The organism is Mycobacterium sp. SMC-4, from assembly GCF_050205565.1.
In the GTDB taxonomy this organism is placed as follows: domain Bacteria; phylum Actinomycetota; class Actinomycetes; order Mycobacteriales; family Mycobacteriaceae; genus Mycobacterium.
In genome coordinates this window covers 224,370-247,824 of record NZ_JBNMQU010000007.1, presented here as the reverse complement: position 1 = coordinate 247,824, position 23,455 = coordinate 224,370, and the positions used below count along the sequence as shown (strand labels likewise).

Annotated in this window: 20 protein-coding genes and 1 pseudogene; 13 read left to right on the top strand and 8 right to left on the bottom strand. The window is 64.8% G+C overall.

Translation table 11 applies throughout. The features are described 5' to 3' along the window. Positions 1-53: 53 nt before the first annotated feature. Positions 54-1,367 carry an MCE family protein gene (locus tag ACQI46_RS14600; RefSeq protein WP_427094715.1) on the top strand — a complete coding sequence of 438 codons (1,314 nt, stop codon included), beginning with the start codon at positions 54-56 and terminating at the stop codon, positions 1,365-1,367. After that, positions 1,367-2,983: an MCE family protein gene (locus ACQI46_RS14595; protein ID WP_427094714.1), complete on the top strand. Its 1,617-nt coding sequence runs from the start codon at positions 1,367-1,369 to the stop codon at positions 2,981-2,983. The genes ACQI46_RS14600 and ACQI46_RS14595 overlap by 1 nt, the downstream gene beginning before the upstream one ends. 21 nt (positions 2,984-3,004) lie before the next feature. Here ACQI46_RS14595 and ACQI46_RS14590 read toward each other — a convergent pair whose 3' ends face one another. After that, positions 3,005-3,523, bottom strand: a complete 519-nt coding sequence (locus ACQI46_RS14590; protein WP_427094713.1) for a hypothetical protein — start codon at positions 3,521-3,523, stop codon at positions 3,005-3,007. Positions 3,524-3,602: 79 nt separating this feature from the next. Here ACQI46_RS14590 and ACQI46_RS14585 point away from each other — a divergent pair, with 79 nt between their 5' ends. Beyond that, positions 3,603-4,028: a hypothetical protein gene (locus tag ACQI46_RS14585; RefSeq protein WP_427094712.1), complete on the top strand. Its 426-nt coding sequence runs from the start codon at positions 3,603-3,605 to the stop codon at positions 4,026-4,028. Positions 4,029-4,050: 22 nt separating this feature from the next. Here the strand turns inward: ACQI46_RS14585 and ACQI46_RS14580 are convergent, their stop codons facing one another. Both ACQI46_RS14580 and ACQI46_RS14575 read right to left on the bottom strand, forming a co-directional pair. Continuing rightward, entirely contained in the window at positions 4,051-4,491 is a 441-nt protein-coding gene (locus ACQI46_RS14580) for a hypothetical protein (RefSeq protein WP_427094711.1), read from the bottom strand. Between the two features lie 53 nt (positions 4,492-4,544). Next, positions 4,545-5,843, bottom strand: coding sequence for a cytochrome P450 (locus ACQI46_RS14575; protein ID WP_427094710.1), 1,299 nt, complete (start codon positions 5,841-5,843; stop codon positions 4,545-4,547). A gap of 202 nt (positions 5,844-6,045) precedes the next feature. On the opposite strand from ACQI46_RS14575, the gene ACQI46_RS14570 reads away from it, so the two are divergent. Beyond that, positions 6,046-6,687, top strand: a complete 642-nt coding sequence (locus tag ACQI46_RS14570) for a TetR/AcrR family transcriptional regulator (RefSeq protein ID WP_427094709.1) — start codon at positions 6,046-6,048, stop codon at positions 6,685-6,687. A gap of 7 nt (positions 6,688-6,694) precedes the next feature. On the opposite strand, the gene ACQI46_RS14565 is transcribed toward ACQI46_RS14570, so the two are convergent. The 3 genes from ACQI46_RS14565 to ACQI46_RS14555 all read right to left on the bottom strand — a co-directional run bounded on the left by ACQI46_RS14565 (position 6,695) and on the right by ACQI46_RS14555 (position 9,088). Next, complete coding sequence (locus tag ACQI46_RS14565; protein ID WP_427094708.1) at positions 6,695-7,849, bottom strand: thiolase family protein; 1,155 nt, start codon at positions 7,847-7,849, stop codon at positions 6,695-6,697. Between the two features lie 11 nt (positions 7,850-7,860). Next, on the bottom strand, positions 7,861-8,313 hold the full coding sequence (locus ACQI46_RS14560) for a Zn-ribbon domain-containing OB-fold protein (protein ID WP_427094798.1): 453 nt from the start codon (positions 8,311-8,313) through the stop codon (positions 7,861-7,863). A gap of 61 nt (positions 8,314-8,374) precedes the next feature. Next, positions 8,375-9,088, bottom strand: coding sequence for an enoyl-CoA hydratase/isomerase family protein (locus ACQI46_RS14555; protein WP_427094707.1), 714 nt, complete (start codon positions 9,086-9,088; stop codon positions 8,375-8,377). Positions 9,089-9,170: 82 nt separating this feature from the next. Between ACQI46_RS14555 and ACQI46_RS14550 the strand changes: the two genes are divergently transcribed. After that, positions 9,171-10,724, top strand: coding sequence for an AMP-binding protein (locus ACQI46_RS14550; protein ID WP_427094706.1), 1,554 nt, complete (start codon positions 9,171-9,173; stop codon positions 10,722-10,724). Between the two features lie 14 nt (positions 10,725-10,738). Here the strand turns inward: ACQI46_RS14550 and ACQI46_RS14545 are convergent, their stop codons facing one another. After that, on the bottom strand, positions 10,739-12,142 hold the full coding sequence (locus tag ACQI46_RS14545; protein ID WP_427094705.1) for a WS/DGAT/MGAT family O-acyltransferase: 1,404 nt from the start codon (positions 12,140-12,142) through the stop codon (positions 10,739-10,741). A 357-nt stretch (positions 12,143-12,499) separates the two neighbouring features. Here ACQI46_RS14545 and ACQI46_RS14540 point away from each other — a divergent pair. The 3 genes and pseudogenes from ACQI46_RS14540 (at position 12,500) to ACQI46_RS14530 (ending at position 16,182) form a co-directional block, all read left to right on the top strand. Further along, positions 12,500-13,701 (top strand): annotated as a pseudogene (locus ACQI46_RS14540) (cytochrome P450). Positions 13,702-13,884: 183 nt separating this feature from the next. Beyond that, positions 13,885-15,066, top strand: a complete 1,182-nt coding sequence (locus ACQI46_RS14535; protein ID WP_427094704.1) for a cytochrome P450 — start codon at positions 13,885-13,887, stop codon at positions 15,064-15,066. 150 nt (positions 15,067-15,216) lie between these two features. Then, positions 15,217-16,182: an NADPH:quinone oxidoreductase family protein gene (locus tag ACQI46_RS14530; protein WP_427094703.1), complete on the top strand. Its 966-nt coding sequence runs from the start codon at positions 15,217-15,219 to the stop codon at positions 16,180-16,182. Between the two features lie 206 nt (positions 16,183-16,388). On the opposite strand, the gene ACQI46_RS14525 is transcribed toward ACQI46_RS14530, so the two are convergent. Beyond that, the gene (locus ACQI46_RS14525; RefSeq protein WP_427094702.1) at positions 16,389-17,798 is read right to left on the bottom strand and encodes a cytochrome P450; all 1,410 of its coding nucleotides are present in this window, start codon (positions 17,796-17,798) and stop codon (positions 16,389-16,391) included. Between the two features lie 337 nt (positions 17,799-18,135). On the opposite strand from ACQI46_RS14525, the gene ACQI46_RS14520 reads away from it, so the two are divergent. The 5 genes from ACQI46_RS14520 to ACQI46_RS14500 all read left to right on the top strand — a co-directional run bounded on the left by ACQI46_RS14520 (position 18,136) and on the right by ACQI46_RS14500 (position 23,455). Then, positions 18,136-18,903 carry an SDR family NAD(P)-dependent oxidoreductase gene (locus tag ACQI46_RS14520; RefSeq protein WP_427094701.1) on the top strand — a complete coding sequence of 256 codons (768 nt, stop codon included), beginning with the start codon at positions 18,136-18,138 and terminating at the stop codon, positions 18,901-18,903. 282 nt (positions 18,904-19,185) lie between these two features. Further along, positions 19,186-20,376: an amidohydrolase family protein gene (locus ACQI46_RS14515; RefSeq protein ID WP_427094700.1), complete on the top strand. Its 1,191-nt coding sequence runs from the start codon at positions 19,186-19,188 to the stop codon at positions 20,374-20,376. A gap of 32 nt (positions 20,377-20,408) precedes the next feature. Further along, positions 20,409-21,851 (top strand): FadD3 family acyl-CoA ligase, encoded by a 1,443-nt coding sequence (locus tag ACQI46_RS14510; protein WP_427094797.1) that lies wholly within the window; start codon positions 20,409-20,411, stop codon positions 21,849-21,851. 141 nt (positions 21,852-21,992) lie between these two features. After that, a complete protein-coding gene (locus ACQI46_RS14505) occupies positions 21,993-22,811 on the top strand; it encodes a hypothetical protein (protein WP_427094699.1) in 819 nt (272 codons plus the stop codon). After that, on the top strand, positions 22,808-23,455 hold the full coding sequence (locus ACQI46_RS14500; RefSeq protein WP_427094698.1) for a hypothetical protein: 648 nt from the start codon (positions 22,808-22,810) through the stop codon (positions 23,453-23,455). Before ACQI46_RS14505 ends, ACQI46_RS14500 begins: the two co-directional genes overlap by 4 nt.

Below are 23,455 nucleotides of genomic sequence, written 5' to 3'. Positions count from 1 at the left end.
TCGGAGCGAAGCGACCGAGCATGCCCGGAGCGAAGCGACCGAGCATCCCCGGCATGAAGCGACTGAGCGTCGTGGGGGTCAGCGCTGCGCTGTCCCTGACGGGCTGCGCCTTCCAGGGAGTGAACTCGCTGCCGCTTCCCGGTGCTCCGGGCCGCGGTGCCGACGCGCAGACCTACGTCGTGCAGATGCCGAACGTGGCGACGCTGGAATCGAACTCGCCGGTGATGATCGACGACGTCATCGTCGGCAGCGTCGGCAAGATGACGGTCGACAACTGGCATGCCAACATCGAGATCTCGGTCAAGCCCGACGTGGTGGTCCCGGCCAATGCCGTGGCGACGATCGGCCAGACCAGCCTGCTCGGCTCGATGCACCTGGCGCTGAACCCGCCGCTGGGCGAGGAGCCCAGCGGCCGGCTGCAGCCCGGGGCGACACTGCCGCTCAACGACGCCTCCATCTATCCCACCACCGAGCAGACGTTGTCGTCGCTGTCGACGGTGGCCAACGGCGGCGGTCTGGGGCAGATCGGCGACATCATCCACAGCATGAACACCGGGATATCCGGGCGTGAGAACGAGATTCGTGAACTGCTCACGCGGCTGGACAACTTCGTCGGGGTGCTCGACGAGCAGCGGGACAACATCGTGGCGTCCATGCAGCAACTGCGCCGTGTCGCAGGCACGTTCGCCGGTCAGCGAGAGGTGATCGACCGGGCCCTCAAAGAGGTGCCGCCGGCCATCGATGTGCTCATCGAGCAGCGCCCGCAGTTCACCACGGCGTTGCAGAAGCTCGGCGAATTCAGCGACACCACCACCGGACTGGTCAACGACGCCGGCGACGACCTGATCAAGAACCTGGAGAACTTGGGTCCCATCCTCGGGGCGCTGGCCGACATCGGTCCCGACTTGAACCTGGCGGTGCTGTGGGCGACGGCGTTCCCGTACGGGCCGACGTTCGCCGACCGCATCACGCGAGGTGACTACATCAACCTGTACGCGACCTTCGACCTGACCTATCCGCGGTTGAAGAAGACCCTTCTCCTCGGTACGCGGTGGGGTGACGAGAACGCCAAACTCATTCCCGCGCCGGGCGATCCGTATTACCTGAACTACTCCTACGATCCGCTGAAGCTCGGGGTGGCCCCGCCGCCGGCCGATGCGCTGCCGCCTCCGCCCGAGGGTGCGGTGACCGCGCCGCCGCCGGTGGCCGCGCCGCTGCTGCCGGTGACCCCGCCACCCCCGGCGCAGCCGTGGTTGCCGCAGTCGCAGCCCATCACCGGTGAGCAGATCTTCGCGGGACCGTATGGAGCTCAGAGCGCGACAGAGCCCGCCGTGCCTGTCGCTCCGGCACCTGGAGGTGGTCGCTGATGCTGACCCGTTTCGTCCGGAATCAGTTGATCATCTTCACGATCGCGTCGATCGTGGGTGTGGCGGTGATGATCTTCGCCTACATGCAGGTGCCGACACTGCTCGGTGTCGGCCGCCTGACCGTGAAGCTGGAGCTGCCGGCCTCCGGCGGTCTGTACCGCTTCAGCAACGTGACCTATCGCGGTGTGCAGATCGGCAAGGTCACCTCGGTGGCGCTGACCGAGAACGGCGCCGAAGCGACGTTGTCGTTGGATACCTCACCCAAGGTGCCCGCGGACCTGCAGGCCGAGGTACGCAGCGTCTCTGCCGTGGGTGAGCAGTATGTGGATCTGCGTCCGCGCACCGACTCCGGACCGTATCTGGAGAACGGATCGCGAATCACCGTGGAGAACACCACGATTCCGCAGGAGACCGGGCCGATGCTGGATCAGCTGAGCGCGATGGTGGACAGCCTGCCCAAGGACCGCATCCCGGAGTTGCTCGACGAGACCTACAAGGCCTTCAACGGCGCCGGTCCGGAGTTCGGGTCACTGCTGGACTCGGCCTCTGACATCACCGACGAGCTCAGTGGTGTCTCCGATCAGACGCGCACGCTGGTCGACGACATGAAGCCGCTGCTGGATTCGCAGGCCGAGACGACGCAGGCCATCCGCACCTGGGCGCGCAGCCTCGATGGGGTGACAGCCCAGGTGGTGCAGAACGATCCGCAGATCCGGACGATGCTGCAGCAGGGGCCCGGGTTCGCCGACGAGGTCAGCTCGCTGCTGGAGCAGGTCAAGCCCACGCTGCCCGTCCTGTTGGCCAACCTGACCACTGTCGGTCAGATCCTGGTGACGTACAACCCCTCGATCGAGCAGCTGCTGGTCTTGTTCCCGGGCATCATCGCCGCGCAGCAGTCTTTCGGCCTGCCGCAGAACGCGCCGTCGGGTCTGCCGATGGGTGACTTCGCGCTGACCATCAGCGATCCGAATCCCTGCACCGTCGGCTTCCTGCCGCCGTCGCAGTGGCGTAGTCCCGAGGACGAGACGGTGATCGACACGCCGGACGGCCTCTACTGCAAGCTGCCGCAGGATTCGCCGATGAACGTCCGCGGTGCCCGCAACTATCCGTGCATGGCCCACCCCGGCAAGCGTGCGCCCACCGTCGAGCTGTGCAACGACCCCCGCGGCTTCGTGCCGCAGGCCATCCGGCAGCATCCGCTCGGGCCGTACCCGTTCGATCCCAACCTGGTCAAGCAGGGCATCCCGATCGATGCTCGCGTCGAGGGGGAGGACCGCATCCACGCTCCGCTCGAGGGGACTCCGCTCCCACCGGGAGGCCAACGGATGGGGACACCGCCGGTGTCACCGCCGGGAACACCTCCGTTCCCGGTCGGGCCGCCCGCGCCGGGTGCGCCTCCGGCACCTGCACCTGCGCCCGCGGAGTTCGCTCCGGGAGCGACGCCGGTCGCGCCGAGTGCGTTCGAGGGAGAGCCCGCGGACGGGCCGTCGGTCGCCACCGCGCAGTACGACCCGAAGACCGGCAAGTACCTTGCGCCGGACGGTTCGCTGCAACAGGTCAGGACGGTGGCATCCGGTCCGGCGCCGGCGTCCTGGAAGGACCTGCTGCCGAAGTGACCGGCGGACTGCCGGTGCGGGTCAGGAGAGCTTTTCGGCCCGCACCGGGATTTCGATCACCTTCGGATGGTTCACGCCGCACGCCCCGCTGTCGCTCTTGGTGACGTTGCGGCCGCCCATGGTGGTGATGAACCGCGTGACGCGTCGTTCGATGTCCGGGTTCATGCCCCACATGATGAATTTCTGATATCCGGTCGCGAAAGTGCCGTTGGGACACGGCATCCAGTTGGGCACCTCGTGCTCGATGTACCAGAAGTCGTCGAGCCGGGCGGTGCCCGTCCAGCCGAGGCTGCTCTTGACCACGCCGGTGCACTCGATCGGGCTGACGCAGTTCACGTCGACGGTCCAGGTCTCCCGCACGGACTTCTGGTCGATCAGCACCTCGTTGGTCCTGGCCCACTCTCCGTCGGAGTAGACGTCCCACGTGCCGCTGATGTCCACACCCCAGTCCTCGGCCTGCGCGGCGGGTGCCCCGGCCAGGCTTGCGATCGCGGTTGCCGCTGTCGCGGCCAGGACTCCGAGTGCGCGTGCAGTACCCATGCTCCAAAGCCTAACGGTGCCTTGAGAAATGCTCTTCAAAAGGGAGAATTTCGTTATCCGAATATGTGAAAATGGCCGAGTGCGCTCTGTTTTCGCGGGACTTGCTGCTCTGACGGCTCCGGCATGGCTGCTGGCGGCTCCGCCCGTCGCCGCTCAGCCGCCGCCGCCTCCGCCGGGCGCCGACTGCAACTACCCGAACTGCACCCCGGGTATCCAGCCGAACGTCGTGCTGGGGTCGTACTGCGCCAACACCACGTATTACGCGTTCGGCGTGACGAATTGGGGGCGGCTGGTGTTCTGCGGATCCCCGCGGCGGTACGAGCCCCGGTGGTTCCGGTCGCCGGAGATGCACGGCGTGAAGAACGAGGGGGACCTGTGTCCGGCGCTCGACGGACAGGTGGCCCAGGCGCCGGACGGCCTGTTCCTGACCTGCATCAGCAAGGACAACCGTTCGTTCTGGGCGCGTGGCGATGCGTCGGCGAGCATCAACGAGCCGCCGCTCTAGCCGGCTGGGAAACCGCCGGCGGTCACCAGGGGCGTATCGAGCAGAGCGCCCCCTTGGAGCCCGAATCCGTGGCGACCACGACGTCGTCGACGCGTAGTTCGCACACGAATCCCGGTGCCTCCAACGGGGGCGTCATCTGGGTCGGGATACCGACGACCACCATCGCCCACTGATCCGGATCGCGGAGCATGGTCTCGAACACCCACGGCTTGCCCGGCCCGAGGTTGAACTCGACGTTGGGCGTGAACTGGTACGGATTGTGGCTGTACTCCGCCCACGTCGGCGGATCGACCTGACGGTAGTAGATCTCGGCGTTGGCGATGTCCTGGCTGGCGCCCACGGTGTAGCGCACGTGCCGAAGCGGTGGCTGTGCCTCGGCCACTCCCGCGGCGAGCACCGTGCTCGCCGCACACAAGCAGGCCATACCGGCAGCAGCCATCGGCAGCGTTTTGCTCAACACCATTGTCGAAGTCTAGAACGCAGAATGTCGGTCCGTACTCGAATCGGCTTATGTGCTCACCGAATTGGGGTGAACGTGATGTTCAGATCCGTCAATCCGCGCAGGATGAACGTCGGCTCGTAGTTGTAACGACGGTTCCCGGGCGGGCCGTGCAGTTCCTCGTCGATGGCGATGTCGCCCATGCGGTCGAGGATGCGTTCGATCGAGACCCGACCCTCGACGCGGGCCAGGGGCCCACCGGGGCACGAGTGCACCCCGCGTCCGAACGCGATGTGCTCGCGCACGTTCTTGCGGTTCAGGTCGAACTCGTGGGGGTTCTCGAAGCGGCTCGGGTCGCGGTTGACCGCGCCGGGGCACACCATCATCGTGGTGCCGGCGGGTACGTCGACATCGCCCACCTTGGTCGGCTTCTTGGCCAGCCGGAACTGGCTCTTGACCGGCGCGTCCATGCGCAGGGCCTCTTCGACGAACACCGGGATGCGGCTGCGGTCGCGGCGCAGGGCCTCCTGGATGTCGGGGTGGTCGCCGAGCACCCGCAGCGACGCCGAGAGCAGCTTGGTCGTGGTCTCCTGGCCGGCGGCGAACAGGAACGTCGCCGAGCGCACCACCTCGATGACCGGCGGGGTGGACCCGTCGGGGTACTTCGAGGTCGCCAGGGCTGTGAGGACGTCGTCGCGCGGATTCTCGCGCCTGTCCTCGACATAGGAGATGAACTTGTCGTCGAGCCATTCCAGCGGGTTGGTCGAGACCAGGTCGGTGTGGTCGAGCGAACCCACGTTCGCGCCCGGACGCGGCGCGCCGAGCACGGTGCGGAACTCTTCGTGGTCGGACTCCGGGACGCCCAGCAGGTCGGCGATCACCAACAGTGAGAACGGCTTTGCGTACGCAGTGAGGAACTCGCAGCGGCCGACCGAACCGTCGCCGATGATGTCGTCGAGCACCTCGTCGGCCAGCCGCCACATGAAGTCCTCGTTCTCCTTGAGGCGGCTGGGGGTCAGGAGCCGGTTGAGCAGCGAGCGGGCATTCGTGTGCTCCGGCGGATCCATCGTGACCATGTGCTCGTACATCGGCATCTGGGGCCGGTGCGCGGTGATCTGGTCGGTGATGTCGTCACCTTCGGGAGTGAACGGCAGGGGAGGGAACGGGCCGGCCACGGCGATGCAGGAGGAGAACGTGTCGGTGTCCTTCAGGACGGTGGCGGCCTCGTCGTATCCGGTCACGGCCAGCACGCCGTAGTGGGGTTCCTTGACCACCGGACACTTGCTGCGCAGATGGTCGAAATAGGGATGAGGGTCGGGCACGAGGGCGGGATCGGTGAAGTAGTCGATCGTGTCGAAATCGCTCGTGTCCGTCATGTCCATGCCTCCCGGGGCTGCGGGTTGTCGCTGAATGTGGTCCGGAACCGTGTGGTGTTCCGGTGTACCGGCGTACGCTGACGCAGATGCTGAGCACCTGCTTAGCATGGCTTGCGAGCTAGGGTCAAGATCAGGCCGCATGTCGCGCACTCACCGGTGCTGTCCGAGCGTGGGCGATACCGGTGCAAGACAGGAGGTGACCATGACATCGCGACGAATCGGGGCCCCCGACGCGAAGAACCGCGTGGTGTTGCTCGACGCTGCCGAACAGCTGCTCCTGGCAGAGGGGTACGCGGCCGTCACGTCGCGTCGCGTCGCTGATCAGGCCGGACTCAAACCCCAGTTGGTGCATTACTACTTCCGCACCATGGAGGACCTTTTCCTGGCGGTGTTCCGGCGCAGGGCCGAGGAGGGGCTGACGGTGCTGACCACCGCGCTGCAGTCTCCGCAGCCGCTCTGGGCGCTGTGGCGGTTCAGTACGGCGCCCGAAGCAACCCGCCTCACCATGGAGTTCATGGGTCTGGCCAACCACCGCAAGGCGTTACGCGCCGAAATCGTCTACTACGCCGAACGATTCCGGGAGGCGCAGAACCAGGCGATCGCCGAAGCGCTGCACCGGCACGGCGCCGAGGACGACACCGGCGTCCCGCCGGTGGTGTGGACCGTCTTCGCCACCGCGGTGTCGCAGGCGATCGTGATGGAGCGTGCGCTGGGCATGAGCACCGGCCACGACGAGACCTTCGAGTTCTGCGAACAGTGGCTACGCCAACTCGAAGGTGAGCCGCTGCCCGAGACCGCCGCCGCATTCGGCGACGGGGGAGTGGCGCTGCGCAGCGGTCAGTAGCAACCCGTCACAGCGACACGATCGTCGCCGACGCGGTGCCGGGTGCGCCGTACACCTGTGCCAGGCCGACCCGGGGATTACCCGGCACCTGGCGTTCGCCGGCTTCGCCGCGCAACTGACGCACCAACTCGTGCATCTGCCGCAGCCCCGAGGCCCCGATGGGTTCGCCGTTGGCGATCAATCCGCCGTCGGTGTTGATCGGCATGCTGCCACCGATTTCCGTTGCGCCGTCGGCCAACAGCTTCTCCTGCTCGCCGTCGGCGCACAGTCCGGTCTCGGCCATGTGGATGACCTCGGCTCCGGCGTCGGTGTCCTGCAACTGCGCGATGTCGACGTCTTCGGGCCCGATGCCGGCCGCCTCGTACGCGGCCTTGGCGGCGAACACCGTCGGCGAAGGGTCCTCGTCCAGCGGCGCAGAGGTGGCGTGCACTTCGTAGGCGCCGTAGGTCCGCGTCCTGATCTCGCTGGCGCGCACATACACCGGCTTGTCGGTGTACTTGTGCGCGATGTCGGCGCGACACATGATGACCGCGGCCGCGCCCTCGTCGGGCGCGCAGAACATGTACTGCCGCAACGGATAATTCAGCACCGGCGAGGCCATGATCTCCTCGACCGAGATCTCCTTGCGGCGGAAGGCATTCGGATTCAGCGCACCGTTGCGGAAGTTCTTGTTGGCCACCCGCGCCAACGTCTCCTCGGAGATGTTGTGCTTGTGGATGTAGTGGTTGGCCTTCATGCCGAAGAACTTCGTGGTGACGAATTGGCCGTTGTTGGCGTACCACTGCGGCAGCGCGAGTTTCGCGGGGTCGTCGGTGAAGGCGCCGCGCGGGTGCTTGTCGAGCCCGATGGCGATACCGATGTCGTATTTACCCAGCCGGATCGTGTCGGCAGTCTGCTGAATCGCCGACGCGGAGGTGGCGCACGCATTGAACACGTTCGTGAACGTGATACCGGTCAAGCCGACGAGACGGGTCACCGCATCGGGATTGGACACCTCATAGCTACCGCCGAAACCGAACTGGATGTCCTTCCACTCCAGGCCCGCATCGGTCAGGGCCAACTGGATGGCGTCGGCGCCCATCTCCATCGCGGTCTTGTCGAACCGGCCGAACGGGTGCAGGCCGACGCCGATGATCGCGACGTCATTGGCGGAGTTGCTCATCGTCATCCTTCTCAGTTGCCGACCGGTGCGAACGCGAACGTGATGATCTCGGCGCCGTCCTCGTCCTTGGTGAACGGCACCATGGTCAGCTCGACGTCCTGCCCGAACTGGAGTTTGGCCGGATCGTTCTCGGTGAGGCGGCCCTCGACCCGGATGACGCCCTGGTCACCCTCGCGCAATTCGACCAATCCGACGCCAAACGGTACGAAGTCCTTGCCGGCCGGACCCTTGTACGGGGGTCCCGGCGGGAAGCCCTGCGTCGTCCATGCCACGAGGGTGCCGCGTCGCGGCAACAGCACCTCGGACATCTCGCCGCCGCTGCACTTCGGGCAGCGCTGCTGCACCGGGAAGGTGGTCGCTCCGCAACCCGTGCATCGGCTACCGATCAACTGCGGGTCGTCATTGGGCCAAGTGGAGATCTCGGGCGCCAGCGCCCGCTGCGAGGTCGACACGGCAGTGACGATAATCGGAAATGACGTTCTCGTCTAGAGAGAACCGCCCCGTCGCAGCCACGCCCGGCCCACGTCAGCTGCGTTTCATCACCTTGTCCGCCGCCGCCCAGTGCTCGTCGGACACCCACAACCCGGCGAACGCGGCCACGGCTTCCGTGGTCGGCGCGCCGCGCATGACCCGTTTGACCTGACCTGCCGGCGCGGTGGCCAGTGAGCGCGCGATCAGCCGCCACTGCTCGTCGAACGACGCACGCGGAATCACCTGGTCGACGAGGCCGATGCGCTCGGCTTCGGCGACCGGCAGGATGCGTCCGGTGCCGGCGAGCAGCAGCGCCCGGCTGTAACCCACGAGCTCGACCAGTCGTTCGGCGCCACCCCACGCAGGCATGATCGCCAGCGCGACCTGGTTGAAGCCGATCTTGATGTCGTCGGCCGCCAACCGGATGTCGGCCGCCACCGCGAACTCCGCACCGCCGCCCAGCGCATGCCCGTTGAGCGCGGCGACGGTCGGCCCGGGGAATCGAGCCACCCGGTCGCAGATGGACCGCATCCGGAACGACATCGCCGACGCCTGCTCGACCGTGCGCAGCGCGCTGAGTTCTTTGAGGTCGCCGCCCGAGACGAACGCCCGGTCACCGGTGCCCGTGAGCACCAGCGCGGCGGCACCCTGCGCGCCGTCGAGTGCCTTGTCGAGGTGATCCATCGTCTCCAGAGAGATCGCATTGCGCGCCTGCGGTCGATCGATGGTGATGATCGCCAAGCCGTCTTCGATCTCGAGGTCGACCATCAAGCATTCTCCATCTGCGGTATTGGCATTCTCGTTTGCGGAGAATAGCATCACGTGAGCATTCACCTGCTATGGGAGGAACATGCGGACGATTCCTGCGGAGCTGGTCAAGCGGTATGAGCAGGAAGGCTGGTGGACCCGAGAGACGCTCGGCGACCTACTGGCGCGAGGGTTGAAGGACAGCCCGCAGACCGGGTTCTGCGTGCACTCCCAGGTGCGCCCGTACACAGGCACGTTCGCCGATGTCGAGCGCGACGCCCGGCGGTTGGCCGCCGGCCTGCAGGCCCGCGGGGTCGGCGCCGGAGACGTCGTCGCGATGCAATTGCCCAACTGGCGCGAAGCCGCCGTCACGTTCTGGGCCTCGGCGTTCCTCGGGGCCGTGATCGTGCCCATCGTGCACTTCTACGGTCGCAAAGAACTCACCCACATCCTGGGGACGGCCAAGCCGCGCGCCTTCGTCACCACCGAAGAATTCGGTCGGATGCGCCATCTGCCTGACCTGTGCACCGAGATCCCGATCGTCGGACTGGTCGGCGCCGACCACGTCGACGGCAACGGGTGTCCCTTCGAGGAACTGCTCGCCGACGAGCCGATGACCGGCACCGTCGACGCCGACCCGGCCGCCCCGGCCCTGATCGCGTTCACCTCCGGCACCACCCGCAACCCCAAAGGCGTGATCCACAGTCACCAGACCCTGAGCTTCGAGACCCGCCAGCTGCTGGAGAACTATCCCCCCGACCGTGGCCGCCAGCTGACGGCCACGCCCGTCGGCCACTTCATCGGGATGGTCGGCGCGTTCCTGATCCCGGTCCTGGAGGGCGCACCGATCGACCTGTGCGACGTGTGGGATCCCGGGCGGGTGCTCGAGCTCATCGAACGTGACGGACTGTCGATCGGCGGCGGCCCGCCCTACTTCGTAACCAGCCTGCTCGACCACCCCGACTGCCGACCCGAGCACCTGCGTCACTTCACCACCGTCGGTCTCGGCGGCTCGACCGTTCCCACGGCGGTGACCCAGCGCCTGCATGACCTCGGCATGTTCGTCTTCCGGTCTTATGGCAGCACCGAGCATCCGTCGATCACCGGATCGCGCCCTACCGCGCCGGCCGAGAAGCGCCTGTTCACCGACGGCAACGCCCGGCCCGGCGTCGAGATCAAGCTCGGTCCCGACGGCGAGATCTACAGCCGCGGCCCGGATCTGTGCCTCGGTTACACCGACGACGAGCTGACCGCGCAGGCCTTCGACGAGGACGGCTGGTACCGCACGGGAGACGTCGGCGTCCTCGACGAGGACGGGTACCTGACCATCACGGACCGCAAGTCCGACGTGATCATCCGTGGCGGCGAGAACATCAGCGCCCTCGAGGTCGAAGAGGTGCTGCTGGCGATGCCGGCGGTCGCCGAGGCTGTGGTGGTGGCGGCTCCCGACTCACGACTGGGGGAACACGCCGCCGCAGTGCTGCGGGTCCGCGACGGGCACGCAATGCCGTCTCTGGACGAGGTACGCGCCCATTTCAAGGCCCACGGCGTTGCGACCCAGAAGTGGCCCGAGGAGCTGCGACAGGTCGAGGACTTCCCGCGAACGGCCAGCGGAAAGGTGCAGAAGTACCTCGTGCGTCAAGGTCTGCGCAGTTAGTAAGCGGGCCGTGATCAGGATGCAGCGTCGAGCAGCTCTGCCAAAACGTCAGGAAGGCGATCCGCCACGTTCCAGAGATCCGGTAAGAGTCGTCTACACGACACAAGCCCCACTTCGAGCTTGCCGTTGAGTGAGCTCACACCGGCATTCAGCCCGACACCGTGCATCACGGGAGGGATCCCGTACATCGCAGTGACTTTCGCGCCCGACAGGTACCACTGCACCGGCGGGGCCGGCACATTGGAGATGGCGACATTGAACAACGGCCGTCGGCTTGCGATGCCGGACCAGACGTAGAGCCTCAGTACCCAACCCAGAATCCTGGGAGAAACGTACTGCAGGGTGTCTTGCAGGATCGTCGGACCCAGAGCAGTGCTGTGCTTCTTGGCCGTCACACTTGCCTGAGCGATGGCTTTCAGCCGTTCCGCCGGGTCAGCGATGTGGGTCTGGAGGCTGCAGAAGGCTGCTGACAATTGATTGGCGCCACCGGTCTCCGTCCGGTCGTTGACCGCCACCGGCACCAGTGCGGTCAGGGCTTCCGCAGGCAGCTCGCCCAAGTCAGCGAGGTAGCCACGCAACGCGCCGGAGATGAGCGCCAGCACGACATCGTTGACCTTGACGCCGAACGCTGTCTTCACTGCCATGACGTCGGCGAGGTCCAGTTGTAGGAATGCGACACTGCGTTCACCTGAGATGTTGCCGTTGAACCTTGTGGCCGGAGTTCGCAACGGGCTGGCCATCGCAAGTCCGCGTGCAGACAGCTTCATCGAATTGACCACCCCTCGCGCGATGGTGGGCAACAGCTTCATGACAATGTGCGCGGGGCGTTGCACGAAACGCAGCGCACCGTCGACCGCGATTTGTCCGGTGCTCAAAGTGTCCGGGCCGGCGATGCGATCGGGATGTGATCGGGCGACGTCGGTGGTACACAACCGACTCATCAGGTCGGTGTCGCTTGCTCCGTCCATGATCGCGTGGTGCTGCTTGAGCAGCAACGCAATCGCCCTGGAGTTGATTGGGCGCCCTGGAGCGGAGGCATCCTCGATGACCCACAGCTCCCAGAGGGGACGGCTACGATCCAGCGGCGCAGGAATGAGATTCGCTGCGACTTCCGAGAGTTGAGATCGACCCCCAGGCGCGGGTAGTGCAACTCGATGCAGGTGCCGGTCCAGGTTGAAGTCCGGGTCCTCGGCCCATACCGGGTTGTCGAGATTGAGGCGCGTATCGGCGAGCTTCACGCGAAGCTCCGGCAACGCGTCCATCCGGTCCAATAGATACCGGCGCAGACTTTCATAGCTGTAACCATCGGGCGCGGTGGAGAAGTCCAGCTCGATCAGGGTCGATATGTTCATCGTCTGGGGACCGAACTCGAGGAACAGAAAGCTGGTGTCGAAACCGCCAAGACGTGCGATTGTCATCGACTTCGTCTCCCTGACTGTCAGAATCGCGCCGGTCGGACAGGTCGCCGGATGGAATTCCGAGGGGCTGCTGTACCGTATCGTTGCCTCATCCACCGCCCGCTCGTGCGGAAGAACAATGGTGCGATGCGGGATCAGAAGTATCGCACACCGATTGCGTGGGGGCAGTGACTCCGAAGCCCTCGTTGAAGACGCTTTTACGAATTGTCTTACCCGCCGCGTCGAGTTGGCCGTACCGTGGTGCGTTGCCCGCGGACACCGACCCGGCCTTGCTTCATACGGTACTCGGCCCGGCCACACCCTAGAGTTGGCGTGGGTGCTGCTGGTCGAGCATCAATCCACGGGGAGGCAACCGCAATGGTCAACCGCGAGACGACTTTTGATCCTTACTCCGAGGAGTTTCTCCGAGACCATCACGCCGTGTACCGGCGACTCCGGGAAAGCTCGCCCGTGATCTACAACTCTGATCACGACTTCTACGCGCTGACCCGATACGCCGATGTGATCGCGGCGTACCGAGACTACGAGACGTACTCGTCCGCCGCAGGCATCGACTTGACGATGATGAAGTCCGACGACGATCCGCCGAAGGCGATCCTGTTCATGGACCCGCCGGAGCACCGGAGAATGAGAAGTCTCGTGAACAAGGCTTTCACACCACGATCGATCGCGGCATTGCGCGGCTCAGTGGTTGAGCTCGTCGACCGCTACTTGGGGATATCGAAGGCCATCGCTTCGATGTCGTCCAAGATTTCGCCGCGCACTTCCCGGTCGACGTAATCAGCGAGCTCGCAGGTGTTCCGGAGGAAAGTCGGATGCAGATGCGGCAGTGGATGGACTTCGTCAACCGCATCACCCCCGGCCAGTTCGAACGCGACGATGTCGCTACGCAGGCCCTGACTGATGCCGTGTCCTTCTACTACGCACTGACGCAGGAGCGTCGCGCTCGTCCGCGCGACGACATGATCAGTCATCTGGTTGCTGCGGAGGTCGACCGTGACGGTGAAGGTCCGACACGACTGGATGACCTCGAAATCACCTCGTTTGCATTGGTTCTCGGTGGCGCCGGCTCCGAAACGGTCACCAAACTGGTGGGCAGCGCGGTGGCGCTCTTCGCTGAACACCCCGACCAGTGGCGGGCGCTTCAAAGGGATCGCCGCAAGATCCCTGCCGCTATCGAAGAAGTGCTGCGCTTCGATGGACCCGTTCGTTACAACCTGCGTCGGACCTTACGTGAGGTTACGATCGCCGGCACAGTCATTCCCGCGGGCAAAGCCGTATTGCTCTGCGGAGCATCTGCCAACCGCGATCCACGTGCCTACGCCGATCCTGACAGGTTTGACACCGAGCGCGCACACAGTCAGTCCGTCCACCTGGGTCTCGGCTACGGAATCCACAGTTGCCTCGGTGCAGCGCTGGCCCGCATGGAGGCAACCGTGGCTCTGGACCGCCTGCTCGACCTGATGCCGGAATATCGGATCGACTGGGAATCAGCCAGAAAAGTCATGACGCCGACAGTGGCAGGGTGGTCGCACCTTCCGGTCGAGATCTCTCGCTGAATCATCGAACCACCCGTAGTTGCTCCCTCGGTGGTGTGCCCGGGGAGCAGGCACGGGCATGCCCGATCAAGAACGCCGCAGGAGAACGGAATCTCTGGTCGAGCGCTTCCATTGTTCAGTACTTGATATCGACTTATAGTGGCTAGGGCAGCACGACGTTCGACTAGCTAATTACGGGGATCTATGGACGCGCTGACGCAATTGCCCTACGAGCAAGGCGATCCGACCACTGTTGCTCGACGTATGCGCGAGCTCCAGGAACGCGGTCCGGTTCACCCGGTCAAGACTGTGGTCGGCGACAGTGCATGGATCGTCGTCCATCACGAGCAGGTACGTGATCTGCTGGACGACGAACGGTTGGGACGAGCTCACAGGCAACCAGAAGTCGCCGCGCGCGCTGATGCGTCGATGATGATGGGCGGTCCGCCACCAGGCCTCGACTTCGAGAATGAGCACGAAATCCACGCCCAGTTCCGGGCGTTGCTGCAGCCGCTGTTCGCGCCGAAACACATGGGGTCGCTTCGGCCCCGGGTACAGCAATTGACCACACAGCTCCTCGACGATCTGGAACGGCAGGGCGCGCCGGCAGATCTGCACTCGGCAGTTGCGGTGCCATTGCCGCTTCTGGTCATCTGTGAACTTCTTGGTGTGCCGTACGAAGACCGCGACAAATTCCGCGTCTGGATCAAGGACGTCAGCAGCACGACTGACCGAGTCCGTTCCGAAGCCGGAATGCTCGAGATGTTCGACTACGGGGCGAAATTGGTTGCGGAGAAGCGCCGTAACCCCGATGACGACGTGATCTCACGGCTGGCAGGAAATGCGGAACTGACCGACGAACAGGTCGTCATGGTGTCGATGTCGCTGCTCTTCGCCGGTCATGAGTCGACGATCGTTCAGATCGGGATGGCGGTCTTGCTGTTATTGGCAAACAGGGACCAATGGCAGCGGCTAGTCGATGACCCGAGCCTCGTCCCGAACGCGGTGGAGGAAACCCTCCGTGCCTCCTTTCGTGGCGGCGGTGCCATTCCGAGGTACGCGCGAACCGATATCGAGGTCGGCACCCAGAAAATCGCCGCCGGCGACTTGATGCTGCTCGATGTGGGTGCCGCGAACCATGATCCCGCCGTTTTCGACAATGCTGACCGTGTTGACGTCACACGCCCGTCCTCGAAACACATCACGTTCGGCCACGGCAGTCGATATTGTCTGGGCGCGCCATTGGCCCGGACCGAATTGCAGGCGATTTTGACCAATCTGGTGACCCGGTTCCCGACCATGCAATTGGCGGTACCTGTCGAAGAACTCGTGATCCAGCGTGAGACGTTGGGCGGCGGTCTCGTCACTCTGCCGGTGCAGTGGTGACAGTGCCCCTGTCCTTGGGTCCAGGTCACGAGCCTCCGCGAACAAACGCCGCGCCTGGCTTCGTCCACGGTCGTCCGTCAAGAGCGGCAAGTTACCGGAGTCGGGGCTCGGCGTGACTTCCTGTCGTCGGTGGTCGCGGCTGCGCACAGTATGAAAGCTGCTGTGGTGCGACGGCTCTGCGGCCCATCGTGTTTGGAGTACGCCGACGTCGCCGAACCTGCGTCGAACGATCTGGTGGTGATCGATGTTGGCGCTGCCGGCGTTTGTCACCCGGACCTGCTCCTCATCAGCGGTCGCTACCAGTGGAAACCGGACCCTCCGTTCATTCCTGGTAACGAGGTTGCGGGAACGGTGCGCTCAGCACCGCCCGGTTCTGAATTCGCTGTGGGGCAAAGAGTGTCCGCCTGTCCGATGCTCGGCGGCTATGCAGAGCGGGTAGCGGTTCCCGCGGCCTATGTGGTCAAGTCACCACCGGACCTCGACGACGCATCGGCATCGTGCTTGCTGGCCAACTACTACACGGCGTACTACACACTGGTCCACCGAGGCGGCCTGCAAGCCGGAGCGACGGTTCTGGTTTTCGGCTCTGCCGGCGGAATCGGGACTGCCACAGTGCAGGTTGCCAAGGCGCTCGGCGCAAGAGTCATCGCGATGGTGCAAAGGCGGCAAGCGATTCGATTCGTCGAGTCACTCGGAGCCGACGCAGTGCTGCTGCTCGACCACGGCTGGACAACACAGGTCAGAAGATGCACAGCCGGCCGCGGTGTAGACGTGGTCGTCGATCAGGTCGGTGGCGGTGTATCCGGTGCCGCCCTCGATGTGATCACGCCAGGCGGCCGGCTGCTTGTTCTGGGATTCGCCTCCGGCGAAGGTATCCCGTCGTTCAGGCTCGACCGGCTGCGTGACCGGAATGTTGACATCGTCGGGGTGAACTCAACCGACTTTGTCGATCGCGTACGAGAGGGCCGAACCTCACTACAGGCCGCCATCGCGGGGTTGGTGAAGGCCGGTCTCCGCCCACCTGTTCCTGAGGTGTTCCCGTTGTCTGATGCCAGATACGCGCTCGAGCGTCTGGCTCGAGGGGAAGTGTTCGGCAAGGCCGTGCTCGTGCCGTGACTGTCAGTGGGCCCTGGCCCGGAAACCGCTTCGACGCGGCGTAGGCGCAGCCACCGACATGCGCGTGCCAGGAAGGAAAGTCGCCAGTCTCCGGAGGCAAATTCGCTTCGATCCCGGGTTGCGGCAAACGATCACAAGTGACGTGGGTCGGCCGACCCGCGTGACCACGCTCGTTGATGGGGCGATGTTCTGTGGACGATCGTCCGTCAATGTGTGGAGGCGCTTCGTACCAATCGGCGATGGGACAGCGTCACCGATAGTCCGCGGGGCACCTTGCTCGCCCGTCGAAATTCGTGGCGGGGCCGCCACTCGGGAGGAAGCTCTACTGAGTAGCGTTGCAGTATCGCTGCCAGAGTCAGCACTCCGGCTGTATTCGCAAGTCGATAACCCATACATTTGCGCGGCCCGACGTTGAACGGCAGGAACGCATTTCGATTCGTTTCGTGGCCGACGAACCGGCTCGGCCGAAACTCCTCCGGAGCGTCCCAGAATCTGGTGTCGCGGTGTAGGCCATACGGGGAGAGGAGGATCTGTGAGCCTGCCGGGATGTGGTAACCACCAACTTCGTCGTCGTCAACCGCGGTGCGGACGTTGGCCGGTGATGCCGATTGGATGCGCTGAGCCTCGTCGAGGCAACACTGTAGGTATTCCAGATTCTGGAGCTGCCCGAAGCCCAGTTCTGCCCCTCCGAGGGCATCGACCTCGTCGTACGCTCTGGCCAGGGCAGGCGGGTTGGCGAACAGCAATCCCACTGCCCATCCCACGGCGGCGGTTGTCGTCCCCACCGCCCCCAGCATGAGGGAGAACAGGTCGGCCCGTAGCCGCGCGTACTGATGCTCTTGCGAACCCTCGTACGACGTACTCAGTAACGTGTCGAGGACGTCGGGAGTCCGTCGCGGCCCTTCGCGTAGGCGCCGGGCGACGAAATCGTCAGCCTGGGCGAACAGAAATCGCTTAGCGGGCTCGCCACGAAAGCGGTAGGGCCGGGGGAGGAAGCCTGGCAGGAAATAGGTGGCCACGCGGGCCGCCACGTACTGGTCATAATGCTGAGCGGCCGTGGCGAATCGCCGCAATCGTTCGGTCGGCAACGCAGTGCTGAACATCGACCGCAACAGACCGTCCAAGACCACCACACCGAGTTCGTCTTGTAGCTCCATCGACTGTCCGGAATCGGCATAGCGGCTCCACGCCGAAACACGTTCCGTCAACGCACCCGTGAGTTGCGAGCTGACTGCGGTCAACGCCTGGCCGCCGAAGTGCGGACTGAGTGACCGGCGAACGCGCCTCCACTCCTCGCCCGCAAGCAGGCCGAATGGGGCAGGCTCGCCGAAAAACAGCTCGCGGGTTGACTCGTGCTTGACGTAACCCGTGTGTTTACGTGTCATCACGTGTTCGACATGATCAGGATGGCTGAGCAGAGTTACTGTCATGCCGGGCACGGGGATCGGTATGTTGACGATGTCACCGTAACGCCGAGCTATTTCAGGCAGCAATGTATACGGTGAGTTGGGCATCCTCATCGCGATTGCGCTCAGGGCAAGAAGGCTGGGCCCTGGTGGGCGTCGGCGCGCGTTCGCCCCACTGGAACCCGCCCCGTCCGCGCCGCCGGCTGTCACAGGCGAAAGACTACCGCAGTGGCGGCTCGAATATGACCTGAGTCAGCGAACCGGGGTAGGGCTTCGAGTTGTGTGACGGGTTGATTCGGCGGTGGTCGAGCGACTTGACGATGCGAAGTCCGGTCGACGGCTGGGTTCCGCGGCCCATCGGCGCCGAGGTGAAGGAGGGTGCACCACAGGCGGAGTCCGGGGGAGAGTAGGCAAAGCATCTGAACAGCTCGTACGGTGTCCAGATGGTAATGACCTGGGCTCGTGGTGTTTTCGTGGCGTCGTCGTCGGGAAGCGGTGGGGCGCATTCCCGCTGGATCTTTTCGCCTTGTCGTCAAGGCTCACGCTCATGCGGGTAAAGGGCAGCACCGTCCTTCTGTCGGGAGCTACCGGAGGAATCGGCGAGGCGCTCGCGCGAGGTCTCAAAGAAGCAGGTGCCGAACTGCTACTGACGGGCCGCCGGCAGCACGAATTGGAGGAACTCTCGGAGGAGTTGGGCGCTACTTCGGTAGTCGCTGATCTCGCCCGGCGCCGGGATGTCCAACGGCTGATCGAGCAAGCCGGCTCGGTTGACGTGCTGATAGCCAACGCCGCTGTTCAGGCAGGAGGGCGAGTCGGTGACATGCCTGTCGAGGAGCTCGACGACGCCCTGTCGGTGAATCTGAGGGCCCCGATGATGCTGGCGCGTGGCCTAATACCGATGATGGCGAATCGACGCCGAGGGCACATCGTTTTCGTCGGCTCCGCAGGGAGCCGGGTGACCGCGCCGAACTCGGCGGTGTACAACGCGACCAAATTCGGCCTTCGCGGCTTTGCGTTGGCCTTGCGGCAGGACCTCCACGAGACGGGCATCGGTGTCTCCATAGTGGAGCCGGTGCTCGTTCGTGACGCCGGAATGTTCGTCGAAAGTGGACTGGCCGTGCCGCGTGGTCTGCGCACAAGCAGCCCGCAACAAGTCGTTCGTGCCGTCTTGACCTCGATCGAGCGCAACAGGGGCGAGGCCATGGTCGCGCCCGTCGATATCCGGGTGGCACTGGCTTTCGGCGCCATGGTGCCCGAACTGGCGGCTCGGGCTTCGCGACTGCTCCGCGTCGATTTCCGGTCGACTCCGGATTAGTTTCTCGTTCGGCCGAGATTCTGAACGTTGGTCGGTCCGACGAGCACACGCCGCGAACATGGGCGCGGCGCTCACGGTTTCGTCGGAACCGTCCGACCGGGGACTTGATATTCGTCGGGGTCTTCCGAGGTGCGCCTCGCTGCCGCCTCCTTCCGGCACCCAGAGCCAGATCGGCGGGAAACGGCCGGTTTCCGGCAGGGTCTGGGCAGTTCTAAGCGGTTGGGTGATTGCAGCCCGCCGGAAATGAGAATACGATTCTCCCGAGACGAAAAGGAGTGTTCCATGGGGCAACTTTCCCACCGGGTTGACATCCCGTTCCCGCTGTTCGACGCGGACAACCATCTGTATGAGCCGCCGGAGGCGATGACCAAGTACCTGCCCAAGGAGTACAAGGACATCGTCCAGTACGTCGAGGTCAACGGTCGGACCAAGATCGCGATCAAGGGACAGATCAGCAACTACATCCCGAACCCGACGTTCTCGCATGTCGCCAAGCCGGGTGCTTGGGAGGAGTACTTCAAGTTCGGCAACCCGGACGGCAAGAGCAAGCGTGAGCTCTTCGGTGAGCCGATGCGATCCATCCCCGCGTTCTTCGAGCCGGGTCCCCGCCTCGAGCTCATGAACGAACTCGGCGTGGACCGCAGCCTGATGTTCCCGACGCTGGCCAGCCTCATCGAGGAGCGGTTGCGCGACGATCCGGTCGCCATCCACGTCATCATCCATTCGCTGAATCAGTGGCTCGACGAGGTCTGGGGCTTCAACTACCAGAACCGCATCTTCGTCACCCCGGTCATCACGCTGCCGATCGTCGAGAAGGCGATCGAGGAGCTGGACTGGGCGGTCAAGCGCGGTGCCCGCGCGATCCTGGTCCGTCCGGCACCGGTCCCCGGTTTCCGCGGCCCGCGGTCCTTCGCGCTGCCCGAGTTCGACCCGTTCTGGGAGAAGTGCGTCGAGTACGACGTGTTCGTCGGCATGCACTCGTCGGACAGCGGCTACTCGCGCTACACCTCGGAATGGGATGGCGTCGCCCAGGAGATGCTGCCGTTCCAGACCAACGCGATGTCGATCCTCAACGAGTGGCGCCCGATTCAGGACGCGGTGGCCTCGTGGGTGATCCACGGTGCGCTGTTCCGGCATCCGAAGCTCAAGGTCGGCATCGTCGAGGCCGGCTCGAAGTGGATGTTCCCGCTGCTGGATTCGATGGCCGAGGTCTACAAGAAGGCACCGGAAGCATTCCTCGGCAACCCGATGGAAGAGATCAAGAGCCGCATCTACGTCAGCCCGTTCTACGAGGAGGGGATCGACGATCTGATCAACCTGATCGGCGTCGACCAGGTGCTCTACGGCTCCGACTGGCCGCACCCGGAGGGCCTGGCCGAGCCGACCCACTATGTGACTGCCCTGGAACACCTCTCGGTGGAGGACCAGGCCAAGATCATGGGCGGCAACCTGGGTCGTCTCGTCACGGTGTGAGTTACTCACCCAAGTGGTCGACCATCCCCGAGATGGTCGCAAGCGCGGCGGACCGCTTCGGCGACGCGGAAGCGGTCGTCGACGGTCCGCTGCGCTTGTCCTTCACTGAGCTCGTTGATCGCATCCACTGCGCTGCAGGCGCTTTCGCCGAGTTCGGTATCGACAAGGGCGACCGCGCCGCGATTTGGGCTCCCAACAGCGCAGAGTGGATCATCGCAGCGTTCGGTCTGCTCACCGCCGGTGGCGTGCTCGTCCCGGTGAACACCCGCTTCAAGGAAGACGAAGCCGCCGACATCATCGGCCGCAGTGGTGCCAAAGCTGTTCTGGTGCAACAGGGCTTCCTCTGGGTGGACTACCAGGCGCCGGCCGGAGTGCCGGTGGTCGACCTGAAGTCGGACTTTCTGTCCAGCGGTCAACCGTTTGCCAGAGACATCGCTGCAGAAGACATCTCGGACATCATCTTCACCTCCGGCACGACTGGTCGCCCGAAGGGTGTGATGATGAACCACGCACAGAACCTCCGGTTGTACGAAGAGTGGTGCGATCTGGCCGATCTGCGCACCGGTGACCGCTATCTGATGATCAACCCGTACTTCCACACCTTCGGTTACAAGGCCGGATTGATCGCGTCGTTCATCCGTGGCGCGACGATGCTGCCGGTGGCGGTCTTCGATGTCGACCGTGTCGTCGACCTGATCGCCACTGAGCAGGTCACCATGCTGCCCGGCCCTCCGACGCTCTACCACTCGCTGCTCGATGTGGCCGACAAATCCAAACTCGCCACCCTGCGCGCCGGGGTGACCGGCGCTGCCGACATCCCGGTCGAACTCATCCGTCGCGTCCACGAAGAGTTGCCGTTCAAGACACTGGCCACCGGCTACGGCCTGACAGAAGCCGGAACGGCCACGCTGTCGAGGCCGGGAGACTCGTTCGAGGACATCGCGACCACCGCGGGCGTGGCGTGCGACGGGGTCGAGCTGCGGATCGCCGAGGATGGCGAGGTCTTGATTCGCGGCTACACGGTCATGCAGGGGTATCTCGACGATCCGGTCGCCACCGCGGAGACGATCGACGCGGACGGTTGGCTGCACACCGGGGACCTCGGCACATTGGACGAAGCCGGTCGGCTCCGGATCGTCGGCCGCAAGAAGGACATGTTCATCGTCGGCGGTTTCAATGCCTACCCGGCCGAGATCGAGGGTTTCCTGCTGCAGAATCCTGCCGTGGCGCAGGCCGCCGTGATCGGCGTGCCGGACGAACGGATGGGACAGGTCGGCAAGGCGTTCATCGTGCGGTCCGCGCAGGCCGGCGAATGTGACGCCGACGAGTTGATCGCATGGTGTCGTGACCGAATGGCGGGATTCAAGGTGCCGAGGTATGTAGAGTTCCTCGACGAGCTGCCGTTGAACGCCACGGGCAAGGTCATGAAGGACAAGCTGGAGGCTTCCTCTGCTGGGCACCCGCCCGGTACTTGAACGCCATTTCCGCAGTCAGGACCGTTGCCTAGGTGGGCAAAACAAAGAGTATCGTCAAGGCGATGCGCAGAAATGAAGAATGACGTTCTCGTTCGCCGTGCGTATCGCCAGGAACAGCATCGAGGAAGACAGGAGGTCGGTGTGCCGTCTTTCAGACGACGCGAGTCGGTGATCGACACCGACCGCGTCGGGAGTTCGCCGGCTGCGGAGCGGGATGTCGACGCCGAGCAGGCCAGGGCGCTGGCAGAACAAGCGGAGGCCGAGGCCGCCGAGGCCGAAGCGCGCGCCGAGGCGGCGCGGGCCCGAGCCAAGGCCATTCGGTTGCGACAGGAGGCCCAGGCAACCGAGGTCGTAGAGCCGGCCGTCGAGGCAACCGACGACGAGCCGGAAGGGTCCGAAGACTCCGAGGTCGTCGCCGCGGAAGCCGCCGACGCCGAGGAGGCGGCGCCGACCAAACGCCGTCTCCGGCTGCCACGACCGAGCTGGGCGAAGGTGGCCGCCTCGCTGGTGGTCGTGGCGACGCTCGCGCTGCTCGGGCTCAGCGGCTTCATGGTGTGGAAGCACCGCGAAGCCGAACAGCTCCGGCAGCAGAACGCGGAGTACGCCGCGGCCGCACGCCAGAGCGTGGTCACGTTGATGTCGCTGGACTTCAACAACGCCGAAGCCGACGTGCAGCGCATCATCGACAACTCGACCGGCCAGTTCAAGAGCGACTTCGAGCAGCAGGCCAAGGACTTCGTCAAGGTCGCGCAGGACTCGAAGGTCGTCACCGAGGTCACGGTCAATTCGACCGCCGTGCAGGAGATGGACGACAACACCGCCGAGGTGCTGGTGGCCGCGTCGTCCCGGGTGACCAACACCGCCGGCGCCGACGGCGATCCGCGCACCTGGCGGTTGAGTGTCAGTCTCCAGAAGGAGAACGGGCAGATCAAGATGTCGAAAGTCGAGTTCGTTCCGTGAGTGAGAAGACGTCCCCCAACGGGCAGACCCCGGAGGGCACCGACACCCCCGAGACCGCCGACACCTCCGAGGTCGAGGAGACGTCCAGCGCGGTGTTGGTCGACGAGGCGCCGGACACCGACGCTGCCGTGGCCGCGCCGGCCCGGCCGCGACGATCGATGAAGGTACTGGTGACCTCCGCGATCCTGGCGGTGGCCCTGCTGGCCTCGGCGGGGTTGGCAACCTGGCTCTACACCACGCAGTACCGGTTCGACCAGCAGACCGACGAGGCCGCCCAGAAGGTGGTACTCGATGCCGCCACCAGCGGCACTGTCGCGCTGTTGTCGTATTCACCGGAATCGCTGGACGCCGATTTCGCAGCCGCAAAGACACGTCTGACCGGCGACTTCCTGTCCTACTACACCCAGTTCACCGAGCAGATCGTCACCCCGGCAGCAAAGGAAAAGCAGGTCAAGACCGCCGCGTCGGTCGTGCGGTCCGGGGTGTCGCAGATGGCGCCGGAGAAGGCCGAGGTCCTGGTCTTCATCAACCAGACGACCACCAGCAAGGAGAACCCGGACGGCGCGTTCGCGGCCAGCAGTGTGCGGGTGGGGATGAAGAAGATCGACGGCTCCTGGCTCATCGAGTCCTTCGACCCCGTATAG

Excerpts from the sequence above, each read along its gene's own strand:
- ACQI46_RS14515 (WP_427094700.1), top strand. The coding sequence starts at position 19,186 with ATGGGGCAACTTTCCCACCGGGTTGACATCCCGTTCCCGCTGTTCGAC.
- ACQI46_RS14545 (WP_427094705.1), bottom strand. The coding sequence starts at position 12,142 with ATGACAATCGCACGTCTTGGCGGTTTCGACACCAGCTTTCTGTTCCTC.
- ACQI46_RS14535 (WP_427094704.1), top strand. The coding sequence starts at position 13,885 with ATGGACGCGCTGACGCAATTGCCCTACGAGCAAGGCGATCCGACCACT.
- ACQI46_RS14510 (WP_427094797.1), top strand. The coding sequence starts at position 20,409 with ATGGTCGCAAGCGCGGCGGACCGCTTCGGCGACGCGGAAGCGGTCGTC.
- ACQI46_RS14520 (WP_427094701.1), top strand. The coding sequence starts at position 18,136 with ATGCGGGTAAAGGGCAGCACCGTCCTTCTGTCGGGAGCTACCGGAGGA.
- ACQI46_RS14530 (WP_427094703.1), top strand. The coding sequence starts at position 15,217 with ATGAAAGCTGCTGTGGTGCGACGGCTCTGCGGCCCATCGTGTTTGGAG.
- ACQI46_RS14570 (WP_427094709.1), top strand. The coding sequence starts at position 6,046 with ATGACATCGCGACGAATCGGGGCCCCCGACGCGAAGAACCGCGTGGTG.
- ACQI46_RS14580 (WP_427094711.1), bottom strand. The coding sequence starts at position 4,491 with ATGGTGTTGAGCAAAACGCTGCCGATGGCTGCTGCCGGTATGGCCTGC.
- ACQI46_RS14550 (WP_427094706.1), top strand. The coding sequence starts at position 9,171 with ATGCGGACGATTCCTGCGGAGCTGGTCAAGCGGTATGAGCAGGAAGGC.
- ACQI46_RS14565 (WP_427094708.1), bottom strand. The coding sequence starts at position 7,849 with ATGAGCAACTCCGCCAATGACGTCGCGATCATCGGCGTCGGCCTGCAC.
- ACQI46_RS14600 (WP_427094715.1), top strand. The coding sequence starts at position 54 with ATGAAGCGACTGAGCGTCGTGGGGGTCAGCGCTGCGCTGTCCCTGACG.
- ACQI46_RS14555 (WP_427094707.1), bottom strand. The coding sequence starts at position 9,088 with ATGGTCGACCTCGAGATCGAAGACGGCTTGGCGATCATCACCATCGAT.
- ACQI46_RS14575 (WP_427094710.1), bottom strand. The coding sequence starts at position 5,843 with ATGACGGACACGAGCGATTTCGACACGATCGACTACTTCACCGATCCC.
- ACQI46_RS14595 (WP_427094714.1), top strand. The coding sequence starts at position 1,367 with ATGCTGACCCGTTTCGTCCGGAATCAGTTGATCATCTTCACGATCGCG.
- ACQI46_RS14590 (WP_427094713.1), bottom strand. The coding sequence starts at position 3,523 with ATGGGTACTGCACGCGCACTCGGAGTCCTGGCCGCGACAGCGGCAACC.